Consider the following 22,450-nt stretch of genomic DNA (forward strand, 5'->3'; position numbering starts at 1 on the left):
TATATTGACAGAATAAAGAACGCGACACTAGCCTAAAGCCTCAGCCAAGCCAGAGCATAATGACCGAAACTCAATGCCCGTTCTGGCGAAACCAATTTTTCATGCGAGGATACTATGCTTTTTTCGAAACGTATTTCGATGCTGCCAGCTGTAGCATCCCTTCTCGCCGGAGCGGCGATATTCTCATCGTCGGCGCTTGCGCAGTCCGGTATGAATACCACGAAACTAGAGTCCGAGGTCGTGCTTGACGGCCTTGAAAACCCTTGGGATATGGCCTTCCTAGACGATGGCACCATGTTGTTTACAGAGAAGTGCAAGGGGCTTTCGGTGCTAATGCCAGATGGTTCAGTGAACGCTCTGTATGGCGTGGGCGCGACTGAGGGCTATGCCTCAAATGGGGATGATCTGTTCTGTGAAGGACAAGCGGGCATGATGGGTGTCGCTTTCGATCCGGCATTTGATGAGAACCGTCGAATTTACGTTTACTCGACATCCAACATGTCTGATCCGCATACCAATCGGCTGATGCGCTTTACAGTTAATGAAGATTTCACCGGTGTTGCAGATCGTACAGATATTGTTGACGATGTACCCTACAAGATGGCGGCCTCTGATCACCCGTTTGGCGGACCAGGTGCGCATAACGGCGGTCGGGTACGTTTCAATTCAGCTGATGGATATCTCTATCTGACCACTGGTGACACGCATAACGGAGAAGTACCCCAAAGCCCAACCATCATGGGCTCCAAAGTTTTGCGGATCGATACTGACGGGAATGCTGCCGCAGAAAACACGCCGCCGGACGGGTTTGACAAGCGGACCTATACATATGGTCACCGTAATGTTCAGGGTATCGCATTTAACGCAAGCGGTACGCCAATTACGGCCGAGCATGGCCCGTGGCACTCCGACGAGATCACCGTTCTGGAAAATGGCGGTAACGCTGGCTGGGATCCGCGCCCGAATATGGCCGGTCGTGGCGATTGTCCGGACAACTACTGTGGATACAGTCCGAACCAAGAAGAGGGTATGAACCGGTTCGAACGTGCGGCGTATATGCCGATGACCGACTTCGAGACTTACCCCGACGCAATGCCGCCAATTTGGAACAACAATGGCTGGTCACAGGGAACTTCGTCTGCGGCGTTCCTTAATGGCGATGCCTGGGGTGACTGGAACGGTGCGCTTGTTGTTGGCATCATGGGGATTGGCTTCGGTGGAACACCAATTGGCCAACGGATTGATGTCATCCAATTGACCGAGGACGGTACCGAGGTAGAGGACGTTACCGAGATGACTTTGCCTATGGAGCCTGGTCGGTTCCGCTCAGTTGTATCGGGACCGGACGGAAGTCTTTATACTGCGATCGACGAAGGCACAATTTACAAGCTGACCCCTGGCAGCTGATTTAGGTATAGGCCGCACGGCAGCGTTGCGGCCTATTCTCCCAAGACCAGCGTTTCTGGAATCTCGAAGCGCTGGTCATCTACTCTGATCTGATAGATGCCATCCACGAGCCGCCAATCGGTATCGGTTCCAACCCCTGACATTGTAGCGTCGCCTCGCAGGAAGGTTTCATCCGAAAACATGAGTTGTCTGCGAAATCCGTTTTGAAACGTGACGGTCACAACCGCAGATTCCTCTACGCGAGCGCAAACCGCGGTGCATGTTCCGAGTGATTGTCCTACTTCCTGCGCACACTGCACGTCAGCCATTGCGTCCACTGTACCCGCTTTGGAGCGATTGATCGCCATAGCGATATCTCCAAATGCAACAGTTGGAAGTAGTGCGGAACTAAGCAATATAAGGCGAGAAAGATAACGCATTGTATCGGTCCAGAGGTTTCCAACTATGCTTAGCATAGCATAAGAGAATTGGTAACTGGCGTCACAAAAACGAAATGCATCGCATGCGAAACGGACTTCGATCTACGTGTTGGTCCTACGAATTGTTAAACCCACGAACTGCTTGTTAGATCGGCAGCTCATGCTACATTCTGGTTTTTATAGAAAAGGAAACCATGATGCTCACACCCTTTCATCTGGCATATAATGTTACCGATCTCGACGGACAATAGGGTCATTAAGGAATTTTTTAAGTTGAGCATAATCGGTGATTTCTGGCGCGGCGTAAGGGCGTCGGACTTCTCGCCACAAAGGTGCTTCTGAAAAAACACTTCTATTAGTCCCGTAGGGCGCAAAAATCTCAGATCAGAATTATTCCGTACAGTATGACACGCCTCGAATCGTGTGAGTTCAATCCTTCGCCTCGATTATTTCTTCTCCTTCGTCACGGATGCCGAATTTTCGAACCTGATGATGCTTCAATTTGATTGACGCTCCCAAATCAATATCATTCTCACCTTGCAACCAAGCTTCACGCTCGGAGGTATTCAAGATGACAGGCATTCTGTGATGAATGTCGGAAACGGTGTTATTGGCCGCGCGTGTTAGCATGGTGCAAGTCAGCGTTTCGTTCCATTTTGAAGCCAGTCCGGCAACGAAAAGGTTTTCCTCATTTCCTGCTGATTGAATGAAGTAGGGCTGCTTATTTCCCTTTTCACCTTTCCATTCGTAGTAGCCACTCAATGGCAGTAGGCAGCGCCCCTTGTTCCAAACTGAGCGGAAGGAGGGCTTGCTTGCGGCTTCCTCAATTCTGGCATTAAACGTAGTAGCCTTCCAATCCCGAAGTTCTCCTTTGTGCCATGAAGGGATGAGCCTCCATCGCGCTACCATAGGCTCTAAGTCGGGCGTGAGGATAATCATATCTTGGGTTGGCTTGACGTTATAGCGCCGGTCCCAGTTCTTGAAGGGGTCTATCTTGAGCCATGATGTATCAAGACCCATGCTCTGTAGGTTCGGATCAACAAAGCGTCCACACATACTAAATGAGCGGAATAAACGGTACGTTACAGGCCGCTAGAGCCAGTAAAGCCGAAAACAGTAGTAGTCTGATCATTTACTCATCCTCCGTCTCGCCTGATCAGCAATGCAGGTTGATGGTATCAAGATCGCAGAGATCGCAAAACAGCTTGGAGTAGGGCGGTCTACTCTTTACCGGTTACTCAAGAAAAGTGCGACATAACATGGCCTTGAATTGCTAATCAGAGCACAATCATTGTCAAAATGGCCATTTAGGTTAGACTCGCATGGCCCGAATAGTTAAGTCTATTTCCAACGAAAAAATAATCTATGGGCAGGGGCTATATGTCAGAGACAACTCGTCAATCTGATCTTGATTTCGCAGCGGATCTTTTCAAAGCAGCTGACAAGATGCGCGGGGCGTTGGAGCCTTCGGAATACAAACACGTCGCGCTTGGGTTGATCTTTCTCAAATATATCTCCGAAGCGTTTCAGGCGATGTATGATCAACTGAGCGAAGATGAATACGCAGATCCTGAAGAGCCCGAGGAATACTTGGCCGAAAACGTGTTCTGGGTGCCTGAGACTGCTCGCTGGTCATACATTCAGAAAAACGCCCGCTCAGAAAACATCGGTAAGATCATTGATGACGCGATGGAGGCGATTGAAGCCGTCCCGACCAATGAAAGTCTAAAAGGCGTTCTTCCCAAAAACTATGCGCGTCCGACGCTCGACAAAACCATGCTGGGTGAACTGGTCGATCTGTTCTCAAATATCAAACTACACGACAGCGCCGACCGCGCACGCGATCTGCTTGGCCGCGTCTATGAATACTTCATCTCGGGCTTTGCCAGCGCCGAGGGCAAGCGGGGCGGTGAGTTCTTTACGCCCCGTTCCGTTGTCCGGACTCTCGTTGAGATGTTGGAGCCCTACGAGGGCCGCGTTTATGACCCCTGCTGCGGTTCCGGCGGTATGTTTATTCAGTCCGAAAAATTCATCGAAGAACACGGTGGCAACCCGCTAAACCTGTCCGTCTATGGGCAGGAGATCAACCACACCACTTGGCGCTTGGCCAAGATGAACCTTGCCGTGCATGGCATTGATGCCGACATCGCATGGAACAGCGCGGGCAGCTTCCACAAGAACAGCCACCCGAACCTCAAGGCTGATTACATCCTCGCCAACCCGCCGTTTAACATCTCGGATTGGGGCGGAGACCGGCTGACCGAAGATGTACGCTGGCAATACGGTACACCACCAAAAGGTAATGCCAACTTCGCTTGGATACAGCACATCGTCCACCACCTTGCGCCGCGCGGCCATGCGGGGGTGGTGCTAGCCAATGGTTCTATGTCGTCCCAAACCAGCGGAGAGGGTGAGATCAGAAAGCAGCTGATCGAGCAGGACCGCGTCGATTGCATGGTCGCCATGCCGGGGCAGCTCTTCTATTCCACACAAATTCCCGTTTGTTTGTGGATTTTGAGCCGTGATAAATCCGCCAATGGGCTGCGGAACCGGAGCGGAGAGGTACTGTTCATCGACGCGCGCAACTTGGGTCACATGGTAGACCGCGTGCGGCGCGAGTTCTCGGGTGAGGATATTGAGAAGATCGCGGGCACCTACCGCCGCTGGCGGGCCATGCCCGAAACGCTGGCGGAGAAAGGTTGGGAGGCCTATGTTGACGAGCCGGGTTTTTGTAAATCCGAGGGGCTGGAGACCATCCGCAAGTTCGACTACGTGCTGACGCCGGGGCGGTATGTCGGGGCGGCGGAGGACGAAGGCGACGGGGTCCCGTTCGAGGAGAAGTTCGCGTCTCTGACAGAAATTCTGAACGAGCAATTCTTTGACAGCAGAACTAAGGAAACAGCGATAAAGGCGACCCTTGGACAGGTAAGTCTCGATGATTGATTGGGAAGAAACCACCCTTGGTGACGTGGCGGAAATTCTGTCTGCCAAGCGCGTTTTTGCTCGGGATTATGTTGACAACGGTGTTCCCTTTTGGCGCGGCAAAGAAGTTGTGGAGCTTTCTGCAGGTCGTGATGTATCAACTGAATTGTTCATTTCGGAAGAAACCTACCAAAATTTGGGTAAAAAAGCCGGCTTTCCCAGTGCAGGTGACATCCTTCTTACATCTGTCGGCACTTTGGGGCGGGTGTACCGGCTGACGCCGAAAGACCGAATTTATTTCAAAGATGGGAACCTGACGTGGTTTCGGAACTTCAGCGAACGCATCTGCCCGCAGTGGTTGCTCTATTGGTTGCGATCAAGCGCGGGGCAGCGAGCGCTCGATAGTTCTAAAATAGGCTCCACCCAGCAAGCACTCACTATCGTGAACTTGAAGAAAATACCGTTTCTTTGCCCGCCGAAGGTTGAACAAGAAAAGATCGCGGCGACACTTTCTTCAATAGACGATAAAATCGAGCTGAACCGGCGGATGAATAAGACGTTGGAAGAGATGGCGCGGGCGTTGTTTCGGGATTGGTTCGTCGATTTCGGCCCCACCCGCCGCCAAATGGAAGGCGCAACCGACCCAACCGCCATCATGGGCCAAGCCTTCCGCCCCGAAAAAGCAGCCACCCTCGCGCCTCTGTTTCCTGCCAAGTTGGGCGAAGATGGATTGCCTGTGGGGTGGGAGACACGTACGCTGAACACCGTTGTTGAACAGCAGAGGCAATCCGTCAAACCCAACCAGCACCTGGACGAAATGTTCGAGCATTTTAGTCTGCCTGCCTTTGACAAAGCGAAGTGGCCCACCAGCGAACACGGAGCAGAGATCAAAAGCAACAAGACGGCCGTGCCCCCCAACTCGTTGCTGGTTTCCAAGCTCAATCCTCGCATCGAACGTGTTTGGGTTCCACAGGTTGCGGGCGAGCAACGTCAAATATGTTCAACCGAGTTCCTGTGTTTCAGGCCTGCGGCGGGACTAGGAATCGCGACAGTAGAAGCTCTTTTCCGATCAGACGAGATGAGGGAGAAGATGGAAGCGATGGTAACAGGCACCTCGAACAGCCATCAGCGTGTGCCACCTAAGGTTCTCACGCAAACCGACGTGTTGTTGCCTAAGATCTGCACCAAGGCATTCGAGGAAGTTGCCCTCCCATTGCTCGATAAACGTCAAGCCAACGAACAAGAAAACCAAACCCTTGCTGAAATGCGCGACCTCCTCCTACCCAAACTCATGTCCGGCGAAATCCGCCTGAAAGATGCGGAGGCAGCAGTGTGACAGACATAAAAAAGTTGATCCAAGCGACAAAAAAGGAATGGCAGGGGACCCTGTCGTACTTCTCTGAGCGGTCAAAGGTTTTGTCTAATTACATTGCTCGGAAACGTGGAAAGCCTGAGCCGTATTCGGTATCGAGCATTTGGAGAAGGCGCGGACCTAAGCCTTTTGTGGCGAAGATCGAACGGCGACTACGAGAAAAGTACTTCGCTCTTCCCCCCACAGTTCGCGCCGCAACAATCGCTCTGCTCGCAATTTTGGTTGTTCTTTTGGTGTTCGGAGCTGACTTCGATTGGTCAGGAGTTACCACGGAACTGTGGGGGCTAGTCGCTGAGGTATTCATTCTAGGTATCATCATCTTTTACATCGGGGAACGAAACCAAGCCAATCAGTTCGTTAAGCAGCAACATGAACTGATTGAAGATCTGAAGTATTGGGACAATGATGAAGCTAAGTTCCGCATTTTAGGGGCCTTAAGACGACTTCAACGTGTCGGCGTCTCAAATGTCAATTTGGCTGGGGTGACATTGTCCTCCGCCAAATTGAAAGAGCACGGCATCGATAACCTCGACGGTTCAACCTTATCTGGTGGGAATTGGGCGTCGTCTATAGGCGTTCGTGTCGCATCCAAATTTGAAAAAGTTGATTTTTCTGATTGCTCAATGTGCGAGGCCAAGCTCTCACAAGGCGATGGCATGGGCGCGTTTTTTGGGAAAGAACATCAGAGGGCACAAGCTATTTATGTTGATTGTAGTTTTTTGAATAGCGATTTGTCAGGTGTTTGCTTTGAGCAGGCCGAGATAAAATACACGCAAAAACCTCCGGAAGAGACCCACGAACATGTCGATGATGATGAGTATGGGAATCCTGTCTTTGCGCAAAGGCATTATGGAGAGTTTAATCAGGCTGACCTGCAGGGGGCTTCATTCAGAAATTCATGGCTTGAGAATGTTGATTTCAGAAATGCCAATTTTGTCGAAAGCGCTGACTTTGCGGGAGCACGAGGGTTGGAGACATGTGAATTTGACAGCGCAGAACTAAAACAAAAAATCATTCGAAAATCAAAAGAGAAGCCGTTATGACCCAACTAGGCCGCCTTGAACGCGTTGATCTTCGCGTCGAATGGACAAAGGAAGCTCAAGACTTCACCCCGTGGCTTGCACAAGAGGAAAATATCACGTTGCTCGGCGAGACATTGAATATGTCATTGGAAGTCGAGGAAGAAGAACGGCGTGTTGGCCGGTTTAGCGCAGATATACTGTGCCGAGATACTGCGACTGCCGATGGCGATTGGGTGGTGATTGAAAACCAGCTTGAGAGGACGGATCATACCCATTTAGGCCAGATCATCACCTATGCGGCCGGGTTAGAGGCCAAAACTTGCATTTGGGTCGCGGCCAAGTTTCACGAAGAGCACCGCGCGGCGGTTGACTGGCTCAATGAAATTACGGGTGATGGCCATCAGTTCTTTGCCTTAGAGATCGAGCTTTGGCGGATCGGTGATAGCCTGTCTGCGCCCAAGTTTAACATCGTTGCGCAGCCGAACGATTGGAAACGGGATGTCGGGCGGGCGGCGAAGAAACTGGAAGGCGCGAACGTGAGCGCGACCAAGCAGTTGCAGCTTGAGTTCTGGGAAGGTGTAAATGAGCGCATCTCTACGAACAACGTTGTTCGTGCACGCAAACCAAGCCCTAAACAATGGATGGACTATTCAGTCGGGAAAACCGGGTTTATCTTGCGAGCGACAATAAGCACTCAAAACAACCGTGTCGGTGTCGGGCTATACATACAGCATCCCGACGCCCAGATAATGTTCGATCAAATGTTAGAGTTTCGAGATGAGGTTGAGGGCACATTGAGTTTTGCTTTGGATTGGGATCCACTACCCGGTAAGCAGGCCTGCAAGATTTCAACCGAGTTCGATGTTCCGGAGGCCGCTGACAAAAGCGCTTGGCCGGAATTGCAAACTTGGGTGGTAGACACTCTTGAGGAGATGCACCGTTGTTTTGCTCCCAAGGTTAAAGCCGTTGGGGATTTAATATGAGCTTTACCGAAGATCTCGTTGAACAAGCAGCACTCGAAGTTTTCTCTGAACTTGGATGGGAATTCGCTGATCCGCTGTTTATTGGTCCAGACGGAAGTCAAAAGGCTCGCGGATCATACGCTGAGGTTTTCATGCGGGATGTGCTCGCGGATGCAGTTCAAAAGCTTAACCCCGGTATCCCGCAAGAGGCTTTGGACGCCGCCATTAAGCAACTGCATATTTCAGAAACCCCCTCTCTAATCGAAGAGAACCGCCGCATCCATAGGCTCTTGGTAGAGGGCGTTGATGTCGAATACCGTCGGCCCGATGGCTCAATCAAAGGGGACAAAGTTCGGCTGATTGATTTTGAAACTGCGGCAAACAATGTTTTCACGGTGACAAATCAATTCACAGTCATTGAGGGAGAATATAATCGGCGACCGGATGTCGTGGCTTTCATTAACGGTTTGCCTGTTGCGGTAATCGAGCTGAAAAACGCGGCGAGTGAAAACGCAACAATTTCGGACGCCTTTAATCAACTGCAGACCTATAAAGTGCAAATTCCTAGCCTTTTCCGCACCAATGCGGTTCTGGTTACTTCTGATGGGTTGTTGGCGCGTATCGGCTCGCTCAGTGCTGGAGAAGATCGCTTCATGCCTTGGCGCACCATTACCGGCGCACGAGGTGACTTTACACCTGAAGGTCCAAGGGAAATGGATACTTTGCTGCGCGGCGTATTCCAACCAGCGTACCTATTGCAATTGATACGGGACTTCACGGTTTTTGGCGACAAAGGGGAAGGACCGTTCAAGATTATCGGCGGCTATCATCAGTTTCACGGCGCTCGTAAAGCGCTGGAAAAAGCCGTTGATGCCGCGAGTGAAGACGGTGACCGCAAAGTTGGGGTAATTTGGCATACCCAAGGCTCAGGAAAGAGCTTCTTGATGGCGTTCTTCGCTGGGTTACTTGTTCGTTCAAGAGAACTCGGCAACCCGACTGTTGTCGTTCTGACTGACCGGAATGATCTCGACGACCAACTCTTCAGTACATTCTCGACCTGCAAAGATTTGCTGCGGCAAACTCCGGAACAGGTGCAAAGCAGGGACGATCTACGAGAGAAGCTCGACCGCCAGTCCGGAGGTGTTATTTTCTCTACATTGCAGAAATTCTCTCCAGAGGCAGGAGAGGAGGATTTTCCACTCCTTTCCGACCGAAGGAACATCATTGTTCTGGCAGATGAAGCCCACCGGAGCCAGTATGGATTTGACGCGAAACTGAATGCTGCAACTGGAGCCAGAAGGTACGGATATGCCCACTACGTGCGCCAGGCCATTCCCAACGCATCATTTGCTGGATTTACCGGCACACCAATTGAAGCAGAAGATGTTAATACGCCCGCTGTCTTCGGTGAATACGTCGATATTTATGATGTTAGTCGCGCTGTCGAGGACAAAGCGACTGTTCCCATCTACTACGAGAGCCGCCTTGCACGAGTCGAGTTAGAACAGCAAAAGCTACCGGAAATTGATGCCGCCGTTGACGCGCTCTTTGACGATGAGAGCCTGTCTGAGCAGGAAAAAGCGAAGGCAAGTTGGAGTCGCGTAGAAAATCTTGTCGGTGCGCCGCTACGTTTGGAAAAGGTGGCTACAGACATCGTTGAACACTTCGAAGCGCGTCTCGAAGCGATGGACGGGAAAGGGATGATCGTTTGCATGAGCCGAAAAATTTGCGTGGCTCTCTACGATCAGCTTATCAAACTCCGTCCTGAATGGCATTCTGAAAGCGATACTGAAGGCGTTGTTAAGATCGTGATGACTGGCGCTGCATCTGATCCTTTGGAGTGGCAGCAACACATCGGAAACAAGTCTCGCCGCGATCTACTGGCCAAGCGGGCCCGAGATCCCGAAGATCCGCTAGAACTCGTTATTGTTCGTGATATGTGGCTTACGGGCTTTGATGCGCCATCCATGCACACAATGTATATCGACAAACCTATGCGTGGGCATGGATTGATGCAGGCAATTGCACGCGTGAACCGCGTGTTCAAAGATAAGCCCGGTGGGTTGGTGGTTGATTACATTGGCATTGGACAAAATCTAAAAGCTGCTCTGCAAAATTACACGGAAACAGATCGTGGGCAGACAGGCATCAGCGAAGATGATGCGATTGCCGCATTGAAAGAGTTCGTCGAACAGTGTCGCGAGTTCTTCCATGGTCATGATTACTCATTGGGTGTTTCCGGCACTCCGCAGGAGCGGCTCTTGGCACTAGCTGAGGCGCTGGAGTGGGCGCTTGCTCGACAAAAAGATAAAGCCGATGCTGTTGATGATCCCAAAGAGAAACGCAGAGAGCTAAATTACTTCCAAAATCTTGTTTCAAAACTGACGAAGGCTTTCGCATTAGCCTCTGCAAGTGAATATGCGCAAGAGCTCAAGGAGGAAGCCGGTTTTTTCCAAGCGGTGAAGGCTGGCCTTACGAAAACGGCTCCTAGATCGCAGATGAGTGCCAAGGAAAAAGAGTTTGCGGTTTCACAACTGATGTCTGAAGCAATCGCTGATGCAAGTATCGTAGATGTTCTTTCTGCAGCCGGAATGAAGAGTCCGGAACTATCTGTCCTTTCGGATGAATTCTTGTCCGATATCCAAGGAATGAAGCAGAAAAACCTCGCGTTGGAAGCTCTGCGCAAGTTGCTTTCGGGAGAAATAAAGTCCCGGCAGAAGCAGAACGTTGTGGAGGCAAAAGCATTCTCGGAGCGTCTTGAAGACGCTGTCGCGCGTTATCACGCAAACGCCATCACCAGCCTTGAGATGATCCAAGAACTTGTGAATATGGCGAAAGAGTTGAGTGCCTCCGCACAGCGTGGAGAAGAGCTTGGACTAAGTGACGAAGAGCTCGCGTTCTATGATGCGCTGGCGATGAATGACAGCGCCGTAGAGGCGTTGGGGAATGACGAGTTAAGGGTGATTGCGCATGAGCTTGTCGATCAGTTGCAGAAAAACGTTACCGTTGATTGGCACCTCAAGGAAAGTGCCCGTGCGAAATTGCGTGTCCTTGTTCGGCGCATATTGAAAAAATACGGTTATCCGCCAGACCTTGCGCCTGCTGCGATTAATACAGTCTTGGGCCAGGCCGAAACGCTATTGAAATGGAGTGCGGCATAGAGAAGAGCAATAATCATTAAAGTTGACGTTTCACGAGTAACCGCACCTGACACAGCGGGTCATCAGGAATTGGAATGGAAGCTCTATGAACGAATTCGAACTACGAACGGGCACTAACTATCGGTCAGTTGCCGAACTATGGACAATCAAGAGGGGATATCATGATCGCGCACTCCGATTTAATTAGGTACTTTTCTGCTTACCCAGAAACACCGCCACGCACGACGGCGCTCGAACAAAAAATCAAGATCGGCGTTGGTTTCCACAACAAGTGGTACAGGTCTCAGAAGGAACACTGGCTCGGCTGGATGTTTGCAAAGGATTGCGAACTTAGGTCGCAAAGAAAAGACCCAACAAACATCGACGCTCAAGTTCGCTGGCGGAATGTTATGTGTAGCCCCGCCATGTTTTGGATTGCCGAGTGCGCTTCAGTTTCCTTTGAGCAGTTGGACGAAGCGGAAAACGCTGCCATTCTAGCCTCCGCCCAAAACCCTAAGGACGGTCATCCTCATGGTAGAATGATGAGGGAGGTCTTGCCTTGGAATACTATCGAAGCCGCTATGATTACGGGGCCGCAGCCGGTGGGTGATGAGCAGGCGCAAGCGATGGCAAGGGTAGCGTTTGAACGTCTTTGTGAAAAGCGGAGTGAATTTCGGAAATTGCGTCAATGGGCAGTTTGAACTCGCAATTACGTGTTCGGTTCGATTCCGAAAACACATGGTTCGGTTCCGATGGTATATCTGCTGGTATTTATCAAAATACCTATAATTTAAAATATTGTAATTAATGTTCTTTGTGAAATAGTGTGGTGCCGCCCCCGGGCACCATTTCGTAACAAGCTCTAAAATCACTACTGGAATTTGTGATGCACCGCTGTCGCAATCCTTTCTTTGGGGTTCCGCGCTTCCACAATCTGTGACTAGGCTGGCAAGAATGGCTAGCATCGGTTAGATGTCTACATATGAAACAAGTCCCCAAGAAAAACACCGATGAGGCGCTAATTCAGAAGTTCTTGAATGAGGGCGGTAAGGTGAGTGTTGGTAAAACCAAGCCTCTGCCAAGGGAGCTTGGCCTAAGTAAGAATGTTTGGAATAATCCTCTGACAAAGGATGAAAAGGCTATCCGGGATAAGAAATAGGCGGTGTTCGATTGGGATTTCTCGTGGGCGACCAATCCATTGAGATTCGTTGTGTTTTTTTCTTGGAAAAACGCTCATTCCGCGAACTAGTTGCTTTCAATGTTCACGCCCTGTCTTCGAGCATATGATGTAACCGACCTCGAGGAGAGATGCGAACTCTACGAGGAAATACTTGGTTGTAGCGAAGAGCGGTCAAAGTAACATAGACGAATGTTTTATTCACCGTGCATCAAATATCGCTTCAATTGGGGAAGCCGTTTGAGATGAGTAATACTGGAAAAGTTGGTGGGCTTGTCGAAATCAATCTTGCTCCAACCTTCCCGTCAAAATTCAACACTAGGTATACGCGGTTGATCTGGCAGTTAATATCCCCTTGAAAAGCCAAGCTCAAAGCCAAGCTGGAGTTGCTCGGTGCGCAAACGCGCATTATGTTTGAACTATTTTATGGCGCAGATAGTGTTTTTAGGCAGCTATTGGCGAATTTTTTAAGGGTCCAAATATGAATAATTTCAGATGCTCAGCAGTACTTGGTCTGATCTTTGCATTGGCAATACCTGGAGCGTTGTCAGCTCAAGTGGCGGAGAAACCAAATATTGTATATTTTTTGGTGGACAATCTCGGGTTTGGTGAGTTGGGTAGCTACGGAGGAGGCATTCTCCGAGGTGCTGAAACACCAGAGTTGGATGCTTTGGCAGAAGAAGGTCTTCGGCTGCTGAATTTTGCTCCAGAAACACAATGCACGCCTTCACGATCCGCTCTTATGACTGGGCGCTACTCCATCCGTTCGGGCAACCATTCTGTGGCACTCGCTGGAAGTACAAGCGGTCTCGTAGATTGGGAACGTACACTGGCAGAAGTTCTAGCGGATGAGGGCTATGCGACAGCCATAGTTGGAAAGTGGCACATCGGTGCTTCCGAAGGTCGCTGGCCGACAGATCAAGGGTTCGAAGAATGGATTGGCCCCGCACATTCTTACGACGAGGCATTCTGGGTGGAGGATCCTTGGTATGACCCTGAGCGAGATCCGGTCTCTTATGTTTATGAATCTAAACAGGGTGAACAACCCACCCAGTGGGCGCAGCTAACGGTGCCTTTGAAGCTGGAACTGGATGTCGAATACTTGAAGCGTTCCCAAAGCTTTATTGATCGATCACTCGAAGAAGAAAAGCCCTTCTTTCTCTATTTCAACCACACGATGATGCATATGCCGACAAGGCCCCGACCAGAGTTTAAGGGGCGAACAGGGCATGGCGATTGGGCTGACAGTCTTGCACAGCTGGATGCCGATTTCGCAAGCCTGAAAGCGATGCTCGAAGAACGCGGCATTTTAGACAACACGATCCTGATTTTTTCGGGAGATAACGGGTCCGAAGAAATGGAACCGGATCGCGGTCATTCCGGCTTTTTCGAAGGCTCTTATTTTACAGGAATGGAAGGGTCGTTGCGCACTCCTGCGATGATCCGCTATCCTGGCAAAGTTCCGGCGGGTCGGATTTCTAACGAGATCGTCCACATAACCGATATGTTCACGACTATTGCACTTTGGGCGGGCGCCGAAGTTCCTCAAGATAGGGAAATAGACGGCCTAGACCAACGGGAGTTCTTTGAAGGCAAGACCGACTTATCGGCCCGTGAAGGTTTCCCCTATTGGATGGGAGAGGTGATGTATGGGGTTAAATGGCGAAACTTTAAGGTAGTGAGCGTTCTCCAACGAACGTTCACCGACCCCGCTTTGCGACTGGCAACACCACATATTATCAACCTCGAAGTAGACCCCGGTGAGCGTAAGCCTTACAACTTCCCCTATATTCACAGCTGGGTTGCGGCTCATGCAGGACGTATTGTAGCTGACTTCAAGCAGAGTACTTTGAGAGAAGAACTTATTCCGCTTGGTGCACCTGTAGATTTTATTCCCGGCCCATCTGAATAGCCAACTCTGCCAAAATAAGCCCTATCGAGAACTTTGATCTGCCCCACTGAATGACTTCATTATTGGCTTTGCCGAATTGGTGGAGCTTTCATTGGAGAGATTGGATTACTAGGCAGTTTCCTGCGCCCAGTGCAAATTAGCACATAGCCGCGCAAGGTCTGATTGGATGGGTAAAGAGCCCACTGCAATGAGTTCGAATATTACTGGAGCCGATTATGAAGGTAAAAAACACTCTAAAATTGTTGCTTGTTGCGATGGCTTGCGTTGCCTTAGATGGCGTTGGAGATGACAAACAGGCATATGCCGGAGAAGGCGGAGGAAGTGTTTACCTGCAAGGGTCATTCAATGACTTTCAGGTTGGTTTCTTTGGGCCGCCTGGCTTCTATTTTCGCAGTGACCTAGCATATTTAAACTCCAAAATTGACATCCACCCGAGGGGTGGCAGAGTCTCTGCTGCTCTTGAGCAAAAGGTTCTCATGAACCTTCTCAAGTTTACTTATCTAACAGATGCCGAGTTTTTGGGCGGCAAGGTTGGCTTTTCCGCAGAACTACCTGTGTTGCAAGCGGATGTTGCCGGCTCGGTTACGCCCCCAATTGGCGGCGGTCCCATTTTTGGTTCTGCCTCAAACAGTGGAATGGGTGATCTCTATCTCAACCCGTTATTATTGAACTGGAATGTTGGCAACCACCATGTCATTTTTCAGCCTGGGTTGAACATACCGATCGGGACTTACGACAGGGACGCTCAAATCAACGTTGGGCGCAATTATTGGTCGCTAGATCTTGCGGCTGCGTGGACTTACTTTGAACCTTCCAACGGTTTTGAAATATCAGCCACCGGCGGTTTTCTGTTCAACGCTGAGAATTCGGATACGGACTATACGACTGGGACTGAGTTCCATCTGGATTGGATGATCGCCAAGCATTTTTCCGAAACCACCGCGATTGGGCTTAACGGTTATGCCTATCAACAACTAACAGATGACAAAGGCATTCTGGCTGGCGGATTAACGGCCGCTGATTTCAACGGTTTCAAAGGTAGCGGGTGGGGCCTCGGGCCTGCGGTGACCTCTGTAGTGAATCTGGGAAGCGTGCCTTTAGGTGTCACAGCCAAAGCTCTGTTTGATGTCGAAAGTAAGAACCGAATGAAAGGGAATCTATTTATGATCTCTGCCGCTCTAGAGTTTTGAGATTTCTGGAGCAGATCAAATTTCGCTCTGTTATGAATTAATGGCGTAGAGCTGTTCGGTAATCTGGGTTGCCTCGAAGGCGAGATATAAACCTTCTTCGATCCAGTATTATCGACAACGCTACCTATTGGCCGGCAGGTAATGCGTGCGACGCCGAGAGGAGAGGAAGCCTCAACAACGCCACACCTGCCAACGTGGCAAAGCCATTTTGCACCATAAGGAAATGACCAAAACGAAAGACACTTGAGACGCGACACTTTCATCACTTCCGGCGCGCCGCATTATGCTGCGAACGTGATGAACCGAACGCTCTCTTAGTTTAGAATGTCTTTGCCAGCCAAATTGTCTGAGGACCAAGAGAACATTCAATTTGCCGACTTTATTAATTCTTAGGCGTTATCCCATCAGCTTGAGGGCGACATAGGGCGCGATAGTGAAGACGATAGCCACGATCTTGTAATTCGCGGCCCACGTAAAATATGAGAGCCTCAGATCTCTTTCATCTATTCTAAACATGCGTTGATGAACATTAATCATAAACGGCTGCAGAATGATCATTGCCAAAGTTGCAATCGCTAGGAAAGCAATATTGACTACCGCCACCCAGCCCAAAAACGTGGTAAGTGTTTCTATTGTCATTCGAATGCTCCGTTTGTTGACCAATATGAAAATGTTACATGCCAAAGCTTGCGCTGCAACGGTTTGCTCTGAAATCAGTAGAACGGCAGATATTGGTAAGCTAGCACTAACTTTCAAATTGTACCACTTCCGTGGGGCGGATCACAGCGGTTGAAACTCTTCGGTATCCTAGCTTTGCCATTTGTTCGGTGGCTCCCTTTCGCGAATGAGCTTTAGAGATAAACGCGAATGGTTGTACTCAGATTAGATCAAACCCAAATGCGAAAATCGCCCCACTTTTCTCGGGCTAACGCCTTTTGCGGGTGGCTCTACCCAATTGAGAAGCCTGTCGAGGGCTAAAGCGTAGATTGCTAGCGAATGCTAGCAGTCTGACTGCCGATCTATATAGCGTATGATTTCAGGCAATAAGGGTCCGCCAGGGTGATAGCACTAGCCCGTGCCGGGAGCGAACTGGCTTGAGATTATTCTAAACTGCCGACAACAGACTCGAACCTCACGCCGCGTCCCTACCGCATACCCTTCTGATCCTACCGGCCTCTACAAACTCGAACTCAACGTGTACATGAGCCAAGCTCTCGCGTAAATTACGCCTCCCTTGGACCCAAAAACTCTGAAGACGCATGGTGAATAACATCTGCATTACGCGCTACTTCACTCGTTGAGTGAATGAGCAAGCGCAGTCATACGTATTGCTTTCTGAATAGATTCGCTCGCTGTTGGAAAAATCAAAATGATTGAGTGCCAGTCCCAGACGAGGCCGCATCGGATGAAATGTGGTGAATCGCCAGTCAAATGGCGTCTCAAGAAAAAACCTGATTTACGGCACTTGTTGGCATACATCGGTGGTAAAATATGTCCAAATAGTGGCGAAACGAAGGGGCGTGCGGCGCCAATGAGGGTACAAACTGTTTCTATCTAGGCGACATCTTTGCCATCATTTGGTGTTTGTGGCGCATATAATGGCTACATGTGGTGTTTTTGACGGGTCTGCGTTGAGTGGATCCAGGCTATTTCGCGTAAAAAGTGTGGCAACAATAAGGCGAATTTTGTTGGTACAAACATAATCCAATGTTAGCGTTGGGGACCTTGCGCTTATCAGCATTTGAAAGCTTTGGGATTTGTCGGTTCTTGTATGACATAAGCTCTAGTTGCTTAGGAGTGAGCTACCAAATGCGCGCGAAGGGGGAAGTATTGTAACGAGTGTAATAGGTGAATTTTATGTTGTTTTATCGGAAATCAATTATTTCGGGTGTGGCGCTTGGCGTCATTTTGATGGTTAGCAACCCAGCGTATGCCAAAAGATGTACGGCGTGGAACGCAAACTTTATGACCTCCATGGCGGATTATTGTTCTTGTGATCGCGTGACTACTGGCTTTTTGAGCGCGGTGACGAGGAAACCAAATTTTGAGCAAATTCTCCTCGGCGCACAGAATAACTGTCCAAGACTCGCGGTGGCTCTGTCTGATCTTCCGTCGGCTTCGATTTCGGCAGCTGGACCATCAAATGGAGGATTGAATTTCGACGTTGTGTCTGGAGACATTAATGCGGATGGATCGTCATCTCGCCCGTCTTCTACTAGTGATGATGAGGACGACAGCGACGGCAAACCCAAAAAAACTACGACTGCTAAAAAAGCAAACGGTGGCGCTTCTGATAAGCCATCGACGACTAAAAATGGCGGCGGTCGGTCAAATGATGACGGTGGCAGCGACGAGCCGAACAATGACGGTGGCAGCGACGAGCCGAACGATGACGGTGGCAGCGACGAGCCGAACGATGGCGGTGGCAACGACGAGCCGAACGATGACGGTGGCAGCGACGAGCCGAACGATGACGGTGGCAACGACGAGCCAAACGATGACGGCGGCAACGACGAGCCAAACGATGACGGCGGCGACGACGGTTCGGACGATGACGGCGGCGACGACGGTCATAACGGCGGCAAGAAAGGTAACGGAAACTCTTCTAATACCAATGGCAAGTCGGGAAGCTCCAAAGGTAATGGCGCTAGCGACTCACCTGGCAATCAAGGCAACGGTGGAAAAAAAGGCGGCAAGAAGGGTAACGGAAACTCTTCCAAGACCAATGGCAAGTCGGGAAGCTCCAAAGGTAATGGCGCTAGCGACTCACCTGGCAATCAAGGCAACGGTGGGAAAAAGGGCGACAAGAAGGGTAACGGAAACTCTTCCAAGACCAATGGCAAGTCGGGAAGCTCCAAAGGTAATGGCGCTAGCGACTCACCTGGCAATCAAGGCAACGATGGGAAACAGGGCGACAAGAAGGGTAACGGAAACTCTTCCAAGACCAATGGCAAGTCGGGAAGCTCCAAAGGTAATGGCGCTAGCGACTCACCTGGCAATCAAGGCAACGGTGGGAAACAGGGCGACAAGAAGGGTAACGGAAACTCTTCCAAGACCAATGGCAAGTCGGGAAGCTCCAAAGGTAATGGCGCTAGCGACTCACCTGGCAATCAAGGCAACGGTGAGGAAAAGGGCGACAAGAAGGGTAACGGAAACTCTTCTAATACCAACGGAAAATCGGGGAGCTCAAAGGGTAATGGCTCGAGCCAGTCTTCTGGTAACCAAGGTAACGGAGGCGGCAGCAAGAAAAGGTAGTTGCCAAAGACCTAATTTCAAAAAAATAACGATGCGTGGCGTCTCGCCACGCATCGTTGTTAACTGCTCTTGAAACCTGCGACCCAACGCTGCGGATTGACTGGATCCTGCATTCTTAGGAAGATATATCCTGTATCTTGCCAGTTACGTATTCTGTTTGTCAGGTTGTCCAACACGAAATCGCCGTTTTTGGTACGATAAATTAACACTGCATGTGAGTTGCGCTTACGATCTAATACCGTCGCAAGTAAGAGATGTTTGGGATCGATACCCATTCTTATGAGCTTGTGTTTTTTCATTAGAGCGAAATCTTCACAATCTCCACCGCGGGCGGTTGGAAGCGCCCAATGCTCAACAGTCCGATATTGTTGGCTATCCGAAATTTCTTTGTATGAACGGTTTATCTGAGTGTTGATCTGGTTGATGAAATCAGCGCTGATCGCAGATTTGCTTCCCTCCAACTTAGTAGAGCTACATGCCCAGCGGTAAGTTTGGCAGAGAGCTTTTGCGCCAGATGGAGGCGCGATTTGAATAGTCGCAACAAGATGAGAATTCGCGGCAAGCGCGCTAAATGGGATTGAAACAGCGCAAGTAGTAACCGCAATTGCGAAACGAATTCTGCGCACGATCGAATGGCGTCGATTGGCTGTTCTCTTCATTTCTGAATTGCCCCTCAGTGTAAACACAAGCTTTCACCCACTAATTGCACGGATAAGTAGGGCCAAAATGCGTAAGGGAATCGCGCAATTTTGTGACGTTAATGTGGTCGCGGGGGCAGAGGAAACCGACTTGAGGGGGGTAGGGCAGCCATCTAGCGGTTAATTACTAAACTGAAAGTGCATCAAGCTGTATGATCGCTGCATTTATGATTTAAGCTACTAATATAGGTTTTGCTGTCGCCACCAGCACTACTCGTCAAACTTGATCGCGAAGGGAGGCAGATTACGCTGCATGTGGCGCGCTTTCGGGGCGCTTACTGCTGCTCACGAATACTTTTCGTTGAGTTATTCTTTCTCTGTTATGCTTTCGACATGTAATGTTTGAAACGAGGAATTTAGATGAAGATAGTATCAACTCTCACCATTGTATTGTTGCTCACGGCTTGTGGGCCAGGCGACAGTGTCGTTGTTTCCGAATATGAGAAAACGCAGGATTTTGACGCGATTGCAAAAGAAAGCGTTCAAGGGATAGATACGACTGGTTTCGATAAGCTATAGCAACAGCGCAGTGTTTTCTTAACGCCTCTGAGTTTAGTTCGCGATGTGTGGCGTAGGGCTACTTTCATTCAGTTGGCCTAATGCCAATACGTGATGTGATCGTTATCTACACGGCCTAAATTTTCGTCTAGGCCGTGGACCAATCCTATTGCTTTCGATTGATCCAGCCTGATTGGGCATCAGAATTGTAGTAGTGGGGTATCGTCATCGCTTCCAGAGAAAACCGGCTGCACGATGCAGCGGCGGCTCACTCGGAAAACGCGCTTTGAAAAGTATCGCAGCTGTCAATGCGAGCGTTCAAATAGCCTTGCGCAAACCAATGTTGTCGCTGTTCAGAAGTCCCGTGTGTGAAACTGTCTGGCATTGGCCGACGCCCAGCGTTTCTCTGCAAAGTATCGTCGCCGATTTTTTCCGCGGCATTGATCGCTTCAGCTATGTCGCCTCGTTCCAAAGAGCCAAATTTTTCCTCGGCCTTGTTTGCCCAAAGTCCAGCGAAGCAGTCGGCTTGGAGTTCAACAAGAACCGATATGGCGTTTGCCTCCGCTTCTCCGACCTGCTGGCGAATGTTTGTGGTCGTTCCGAGAATACCGATCAGATCTTGGACATGGTGTCCCACCTCGTGCGCGACAACATATGCCGCCGCAAAGTCTCCATTGGCTCCTAGTTGTCTCGACAAGGTTACGAAAAAGTCGGTGTCTAAGTAGATTTTCTTATCGGTAGGGCAGTAAAATGGACCGGTCGCCGCGTTGGCGCCGCCACAGCCCGACATTGTTGCGACTTTGAAGAGTACAAGTGTCGCGGGAATGTATTCTTGCCCCAGCTGCTCGCGAAAAATGTCGGCCCATATCTCTTCAGTGTCAGCCAAGACTACGGACACAAACTCAGCTGATTGTTCGTCTGCCGGCGTGATCTGCCCGTCGCTAGGTTGAACGCCTTCGCTTGATTGAAGCACGGCAACAGGATCGCCGCCCAATGCCCAGACAAGTAAAGCAATCACGACAACACCAATCCCGCCGCCGCCAACGACAGCGCCTCTTGAGGAGCGCCGTCGATCCTCAATGTTTTTACTTCCTCGGCGTCCCTGCCATCTCATCGCACTCTCCCGTGAAATAATAAAACAATAGATATCGTTGTTATTTAATTGTGATGGCGTTGCTAAGAACTTGCTTTGCCATGCTGGAATTGCTGTGCCAAAGCGATTGAGTCAGTTTGTAGAAGATCTGGGGTTATTCCATCCTCTGTTGACCTTTAGCTTATTGGCTTAATTCAAATTGGCATAAATTGCCTTGGAATGAAGTGTATCAAATATTTCTGAACTGACAAAGTCTGATCAGATACTCGCCAAGTTTAGACTGATGAATGTAATCGGGAGTGTAAACTGATGTTCTCCCGTTCTTAGTGATGGATCTATGCGAATCACAGCCTCGATCATTCACAACGATGTGCAATTCTGCCAGCCCTTACGAAACACCCGGAGAGGAGCTATGATCATCGTGCAGGATGCATCATTAGTAATCGCGCCTTGCAATGTTTTAGGTAGGTGATTGACTATGCAGCAAGTCCCCACGAAAAAAACCGATGGAGCGCTAGTTCAGAAGCTCTTGAATGAGAGCGGTAAGGCTAGTGTCGCTAAACCAAGCCTCTGTCAATGGAGCTTAGCCGGAGTAAGAATGTTTGGCATCAATTGCTGACAAAGGGTGAGAGGGCGCTCAGAGACTAGAAATAGGCGGTGTTCGCTTGGAATTTCTCACGGGCGTCAAAGCTATTTGGGTCCGTTGTGTAAATTTTCAATTCCAAGTAAATAGTTCTTTCCGCTTACTAGGAGATATTAATGCTCACACCCTTTCATCTTGCATATAATGTGACCGATCTCGACGAGACTCGAGAATTCTATGGAAAGATCCTTGGTTGTACCGAGGGGCGATCAACTGAAACATGGGTGGATTATTCATTCTTTGGTCATCAGATATCGCTTCACTTGGGAAAACCGTTTGAGACAAAGGGGACTGGTAGAGTTGGCGACCATTGGGTGCCTATGCCGCACTTGGGTGTTGTTCTTTCGATTGAAGATTGGAAGGCGCTAGCCGCGAAGTTGAAGAAGCAATCCGTCGATTTTCTGATCGAGCCAAGCCTGAGATTTGAGGGAGAACCCGGTGAGCAAGCAACAATGTTTTTTCGGGACCCGTCAGGCAATCCGATTGAGATTAAAGGCTTCGCTGAAATGGGTAAGGTGTTCGCGACTTAGTTAGTACATTGGTAGTGTCTAGTTTCCTACGGGAACTGCGCGCCATTTGTTGAGGCGGACGGGCGCAAACTGGGTTGTCTGCTTCAATTGTTGCACGGGAACTGAAGAACTCTATTGAAGCCAATCTAGTGAGTTCACGTAATTCGTGTTGGCAATGCTTCGGCATATACGTGACGCGACGCCAATCGGGGATCGAACACTAGACGGTAC

At 49.9% G+C, this 22,450-nt stretch carries 18 protein-coding genes; 13 read left to right on the top strand and 5 right to left on the bottom strand.

Going from position 1 to position 22,450, the window contains the following annotated elements; all coding sequences use genetic code 11:
* Positions 1-114: 114 nt before the first annotated feature.
* A complete protein-coding gene (locus ACFE33_RS04510) occupies positions 115-1,407 on the top strand; it encodes a PQQ-dependent sugar dehydrogenase (RefSeq protein ID WP_380057487.1) in 1,293 nt (430 codons plus the stop codon).
* Positions 1,408-1,439: 32 nt separating this feature from the next.
* Here ACFE33_RS04510 and ACFE33_RS04515 read toward each other — a convergent pair whose 3' ends face one another.
* Together ACFE33_RS04515 and ACFE33_RS04520 are read right to left on the bottom strand one after the other, a co-directional pair.
* Positions 1,440-1,826: a hypothetical protein gene (locus ACFE33_RS04515; RefSeq protein WP_380057490.1), complete on the bottom strand. Its 387-nt coding sequence runs from the start codon at positions 1,824-1,826 to the stop codon at positions 1,440-1,442.
* A gap of 429 nt (positions 1,827-2,255) precedes the next feature.
* Positions 2,256-2,882 (bottom strand): SOS response-associated peptidase, encoded by a 627-nt coding sequence (locus ACFE33_RS04520; protein WP_380057493.1) that lies wholly within the window; start codon positions 2,880-2,882, stop codon positions 2,256-2,258.
* A gap of 106 nt (positions 2,883-2,988) precedes the next feature.
* Here ACFE33_RS04520 and ACFE33_RS04525 point away from each other — a divergent pair, with 106 nt between their 5' ends.
* The 9 genes from ACFE33_RS04525 (at position 2,989) to ACFE33_RS04565 (ending at position 15,523) form a co-directional block, all read left to right on the top strand.
* Positions 2,989-3,084, top strand: coding sequence for a helix-turn-helix domain-containing protein (locus ACFE33_RS04525; protein ID WP_380057496.1), 96 nt, complete (start codon positions 2,989-2,991; stop codon positions 3,082-3,084).
* 122 nt (positions 3,085-3,206) lie between these two features.
* Positions 3,207-4,769, top strand: coding sequence for a type I restriction-modification system subunit M (locus tag ACFE33_RS04530; RefSeq protein ID WP_380057499.1), 1,563 nt, complete (start codon positions 3,207-3,209; stop codon positions 4,767-4,769).
* Positions 4,762-6,084 carry a restriction endonuclease subunit S gene (locus ACFE33_RS04535; protein ID WP_380057502.1) on the top strand — a complete coding sequence of 441 codons (1,323 nt, stop codon included), beginning with the start codon at positions 4,762-4,764 and terminating at the stop codon, positions 6,082-6,084. The genes ACFE33_RS04530 and ACFE33_RS04535 overlap by 8 nt, the downstream gene beginning before the upstream one ends.
* Positions 6,081-7,163, top strand: a complete 1,083-nt coding sequence (locus tag ACFE33_RS04540) for a pentapeptide repeat-containing protein (RefSeq protein ID WP_380057505.1) — start codon at positions 6,081-6,083, stop codon at positions 7,161-7,163. The genes ACFE33_RS04535 and ACFE33_RS04540 overlap by 4 nt, the downstream gene beginning before the upstream one ends.
* Positions 7,160-8,125, top strand: coding sequence for a DUF4268 domain-containing protein (locus tag ACFE33_RS04545; RefSeq protein WP_380057508.1), 966 nt, complete (start codon positions 7,160-7,162; stop codon positions 8,123-8,125). The genes ACFE33_RS04540 and ACFE33_RS04545 overlap by 4 nt, the downstream gene beginning before the upstream one ends.
* A complete protein-coding gene (locus tag ACFE33_RS04550) occupies positions 8,122-11,265 on the top strand; it encodes a type I restriction endonuclease subunit R (RefSeq protein ID WP_380057511.1) in 3,144 nt (1,047 codons plus the stop codon). The genes ACFE33_RS04545 and ACFE33_RS04550 overlap by 4 nt, the downstream gene beginning before the upstream one ends.
* Positions 11,266-11,426: 161 nt before the next feature.
* Positions 11,427-11,945: a hypothetical protein gene (locus ACFE33_RS04555; RefSeq protein WP_380057514.1), complete on the top strand. Its 519-nt coding sequence runs from the start codon at positions 11,427-11,429 to the stop codon at positions 11,943-11,945.
* Positions 11,946-12,902: 957 nt separating this feature from the next.
* Complete coding sequence (locus ACFE33_RS04560) at positions 12,903-14,333, top strand: sulfatase-like hydrolase/transferase (protein WP_380057516.1); 1,431 nt, start codon at positions 12,903-12,905, stop codon at positions 14,331-14,333.
* 215 nt (positions 14,334-14,548) lie between these two features.
* Entirely contained in the window at positions 14,549-15,523 is a 975-nt protein-coding gene (locus ACFE33_RS04565) for a transporter (RefSeq protein ID WP_380057518.1), read from the top strand.
* A 396-nt stretch (positions 15,524-15,919) separates the two neighbouring features.
* Here the strand turns inward: ACFE33_RS04565 and ACFE33_RS04570 are convergent, their stop codons facing one another.
* Positions 15,920-16,162, bottom strand: coding sequence for a DUF6868 family protein (locus tag ACFE33_RS04570; RefSeq protein ID WP_380057521.1), 243 nt, complete (start codon positions 16,160-16,162; stop codon positions 15,920-15,922).
* Between the two features lie 1,218 nt (positions 16,163-17,380).
* Here ACFE33_RS04570 and ACFE33_RS04575 point away from each other — a divergent pair.
* Positions 17,381-18,778 carry a hypothetical protein gene (locus tag ACFE33_RS04575; RefSeq protein WP_380057524.1) on the top strand — a complete coding sequence of 466 codons (1,398 nt, stop codon included), beginning with the start codon at positions 17,381-17,383 and terminating at the stop codon, positions 18,776-18,778.
* Positions 18,779-18,837: 59 nt separating this feature from the next.
* On the opposite strand, the gene ACFE33_RS04580 is transcribed toward ACFE33_RS04575, so the two are convergent.
* Positions 18,838-19,437, bottom strand: coding sequence for a transglutaminase-like cysteine peptidase (locus ACFE33_RS04580; protein WP_380057527.1), 600 nt, complete (start codon positions 19,435-19,437; stop codon positions 18,838-18,840).
* Between the two features lie 399 nt (positions 19,438-19,836).
* Here ACFE33_RS04580 and ACFE33_RS04585 point away from each other — a divergent pair, with 399 nt between their 5' ends.
* Entirely contained in the window at positions 19,837-19,995 is a 159-nt protein-coding gene (locus tag ACFE33_RS04585; protein ID WP_380057529.1) for a hypothetical protein, read from the top strand.
* Between the two features lie 247 nt (positions 19,996-20,242).
* Here ACFE33_RS04585 and ACFE33_RS04590 read toward each other — a convergent pair whose 3' ends face one another.
* Positions 20,243-21,088: a neutral zinc metallopeptidase gene (locus ACFE33_RS04590; RefSeq protein ID WP_380057532.1), complete on the bottom strand. Its 846-nt coding sequence runs from the start codon at positions 21,086-21,088 to the stop codon at positions 20,243-20,245.
* A gap of 738 nt (positions 21,089-21,826) precedes the next feature.
* Between ACFE33_RS04590 and ACFE33_RS04595 the strand changes: the two genes are divergently transcribed.
* A complete protein-coding gene (locus tag ACFE33_RS04595; RefSeq protein WP_380057535.1) occupies positions 21,827-22,240 on the top strand; it encodes a VOC family protein in 414 nt (137 codons plus the stop codon).
* Positions 22,241-22,450 lie beyond the last annotated feature (210 nt).

This window comes from Falsihalocynthiibacter sp. SS001 (assembly GCF_042445055.1).
Classification (GTDB): domain Bacteria; phylum Pseudomonadota; class Alphaproteobacteria; order Rhodobacterales; family Rhodobacteraceae; genus Falsihalocynthiibacter.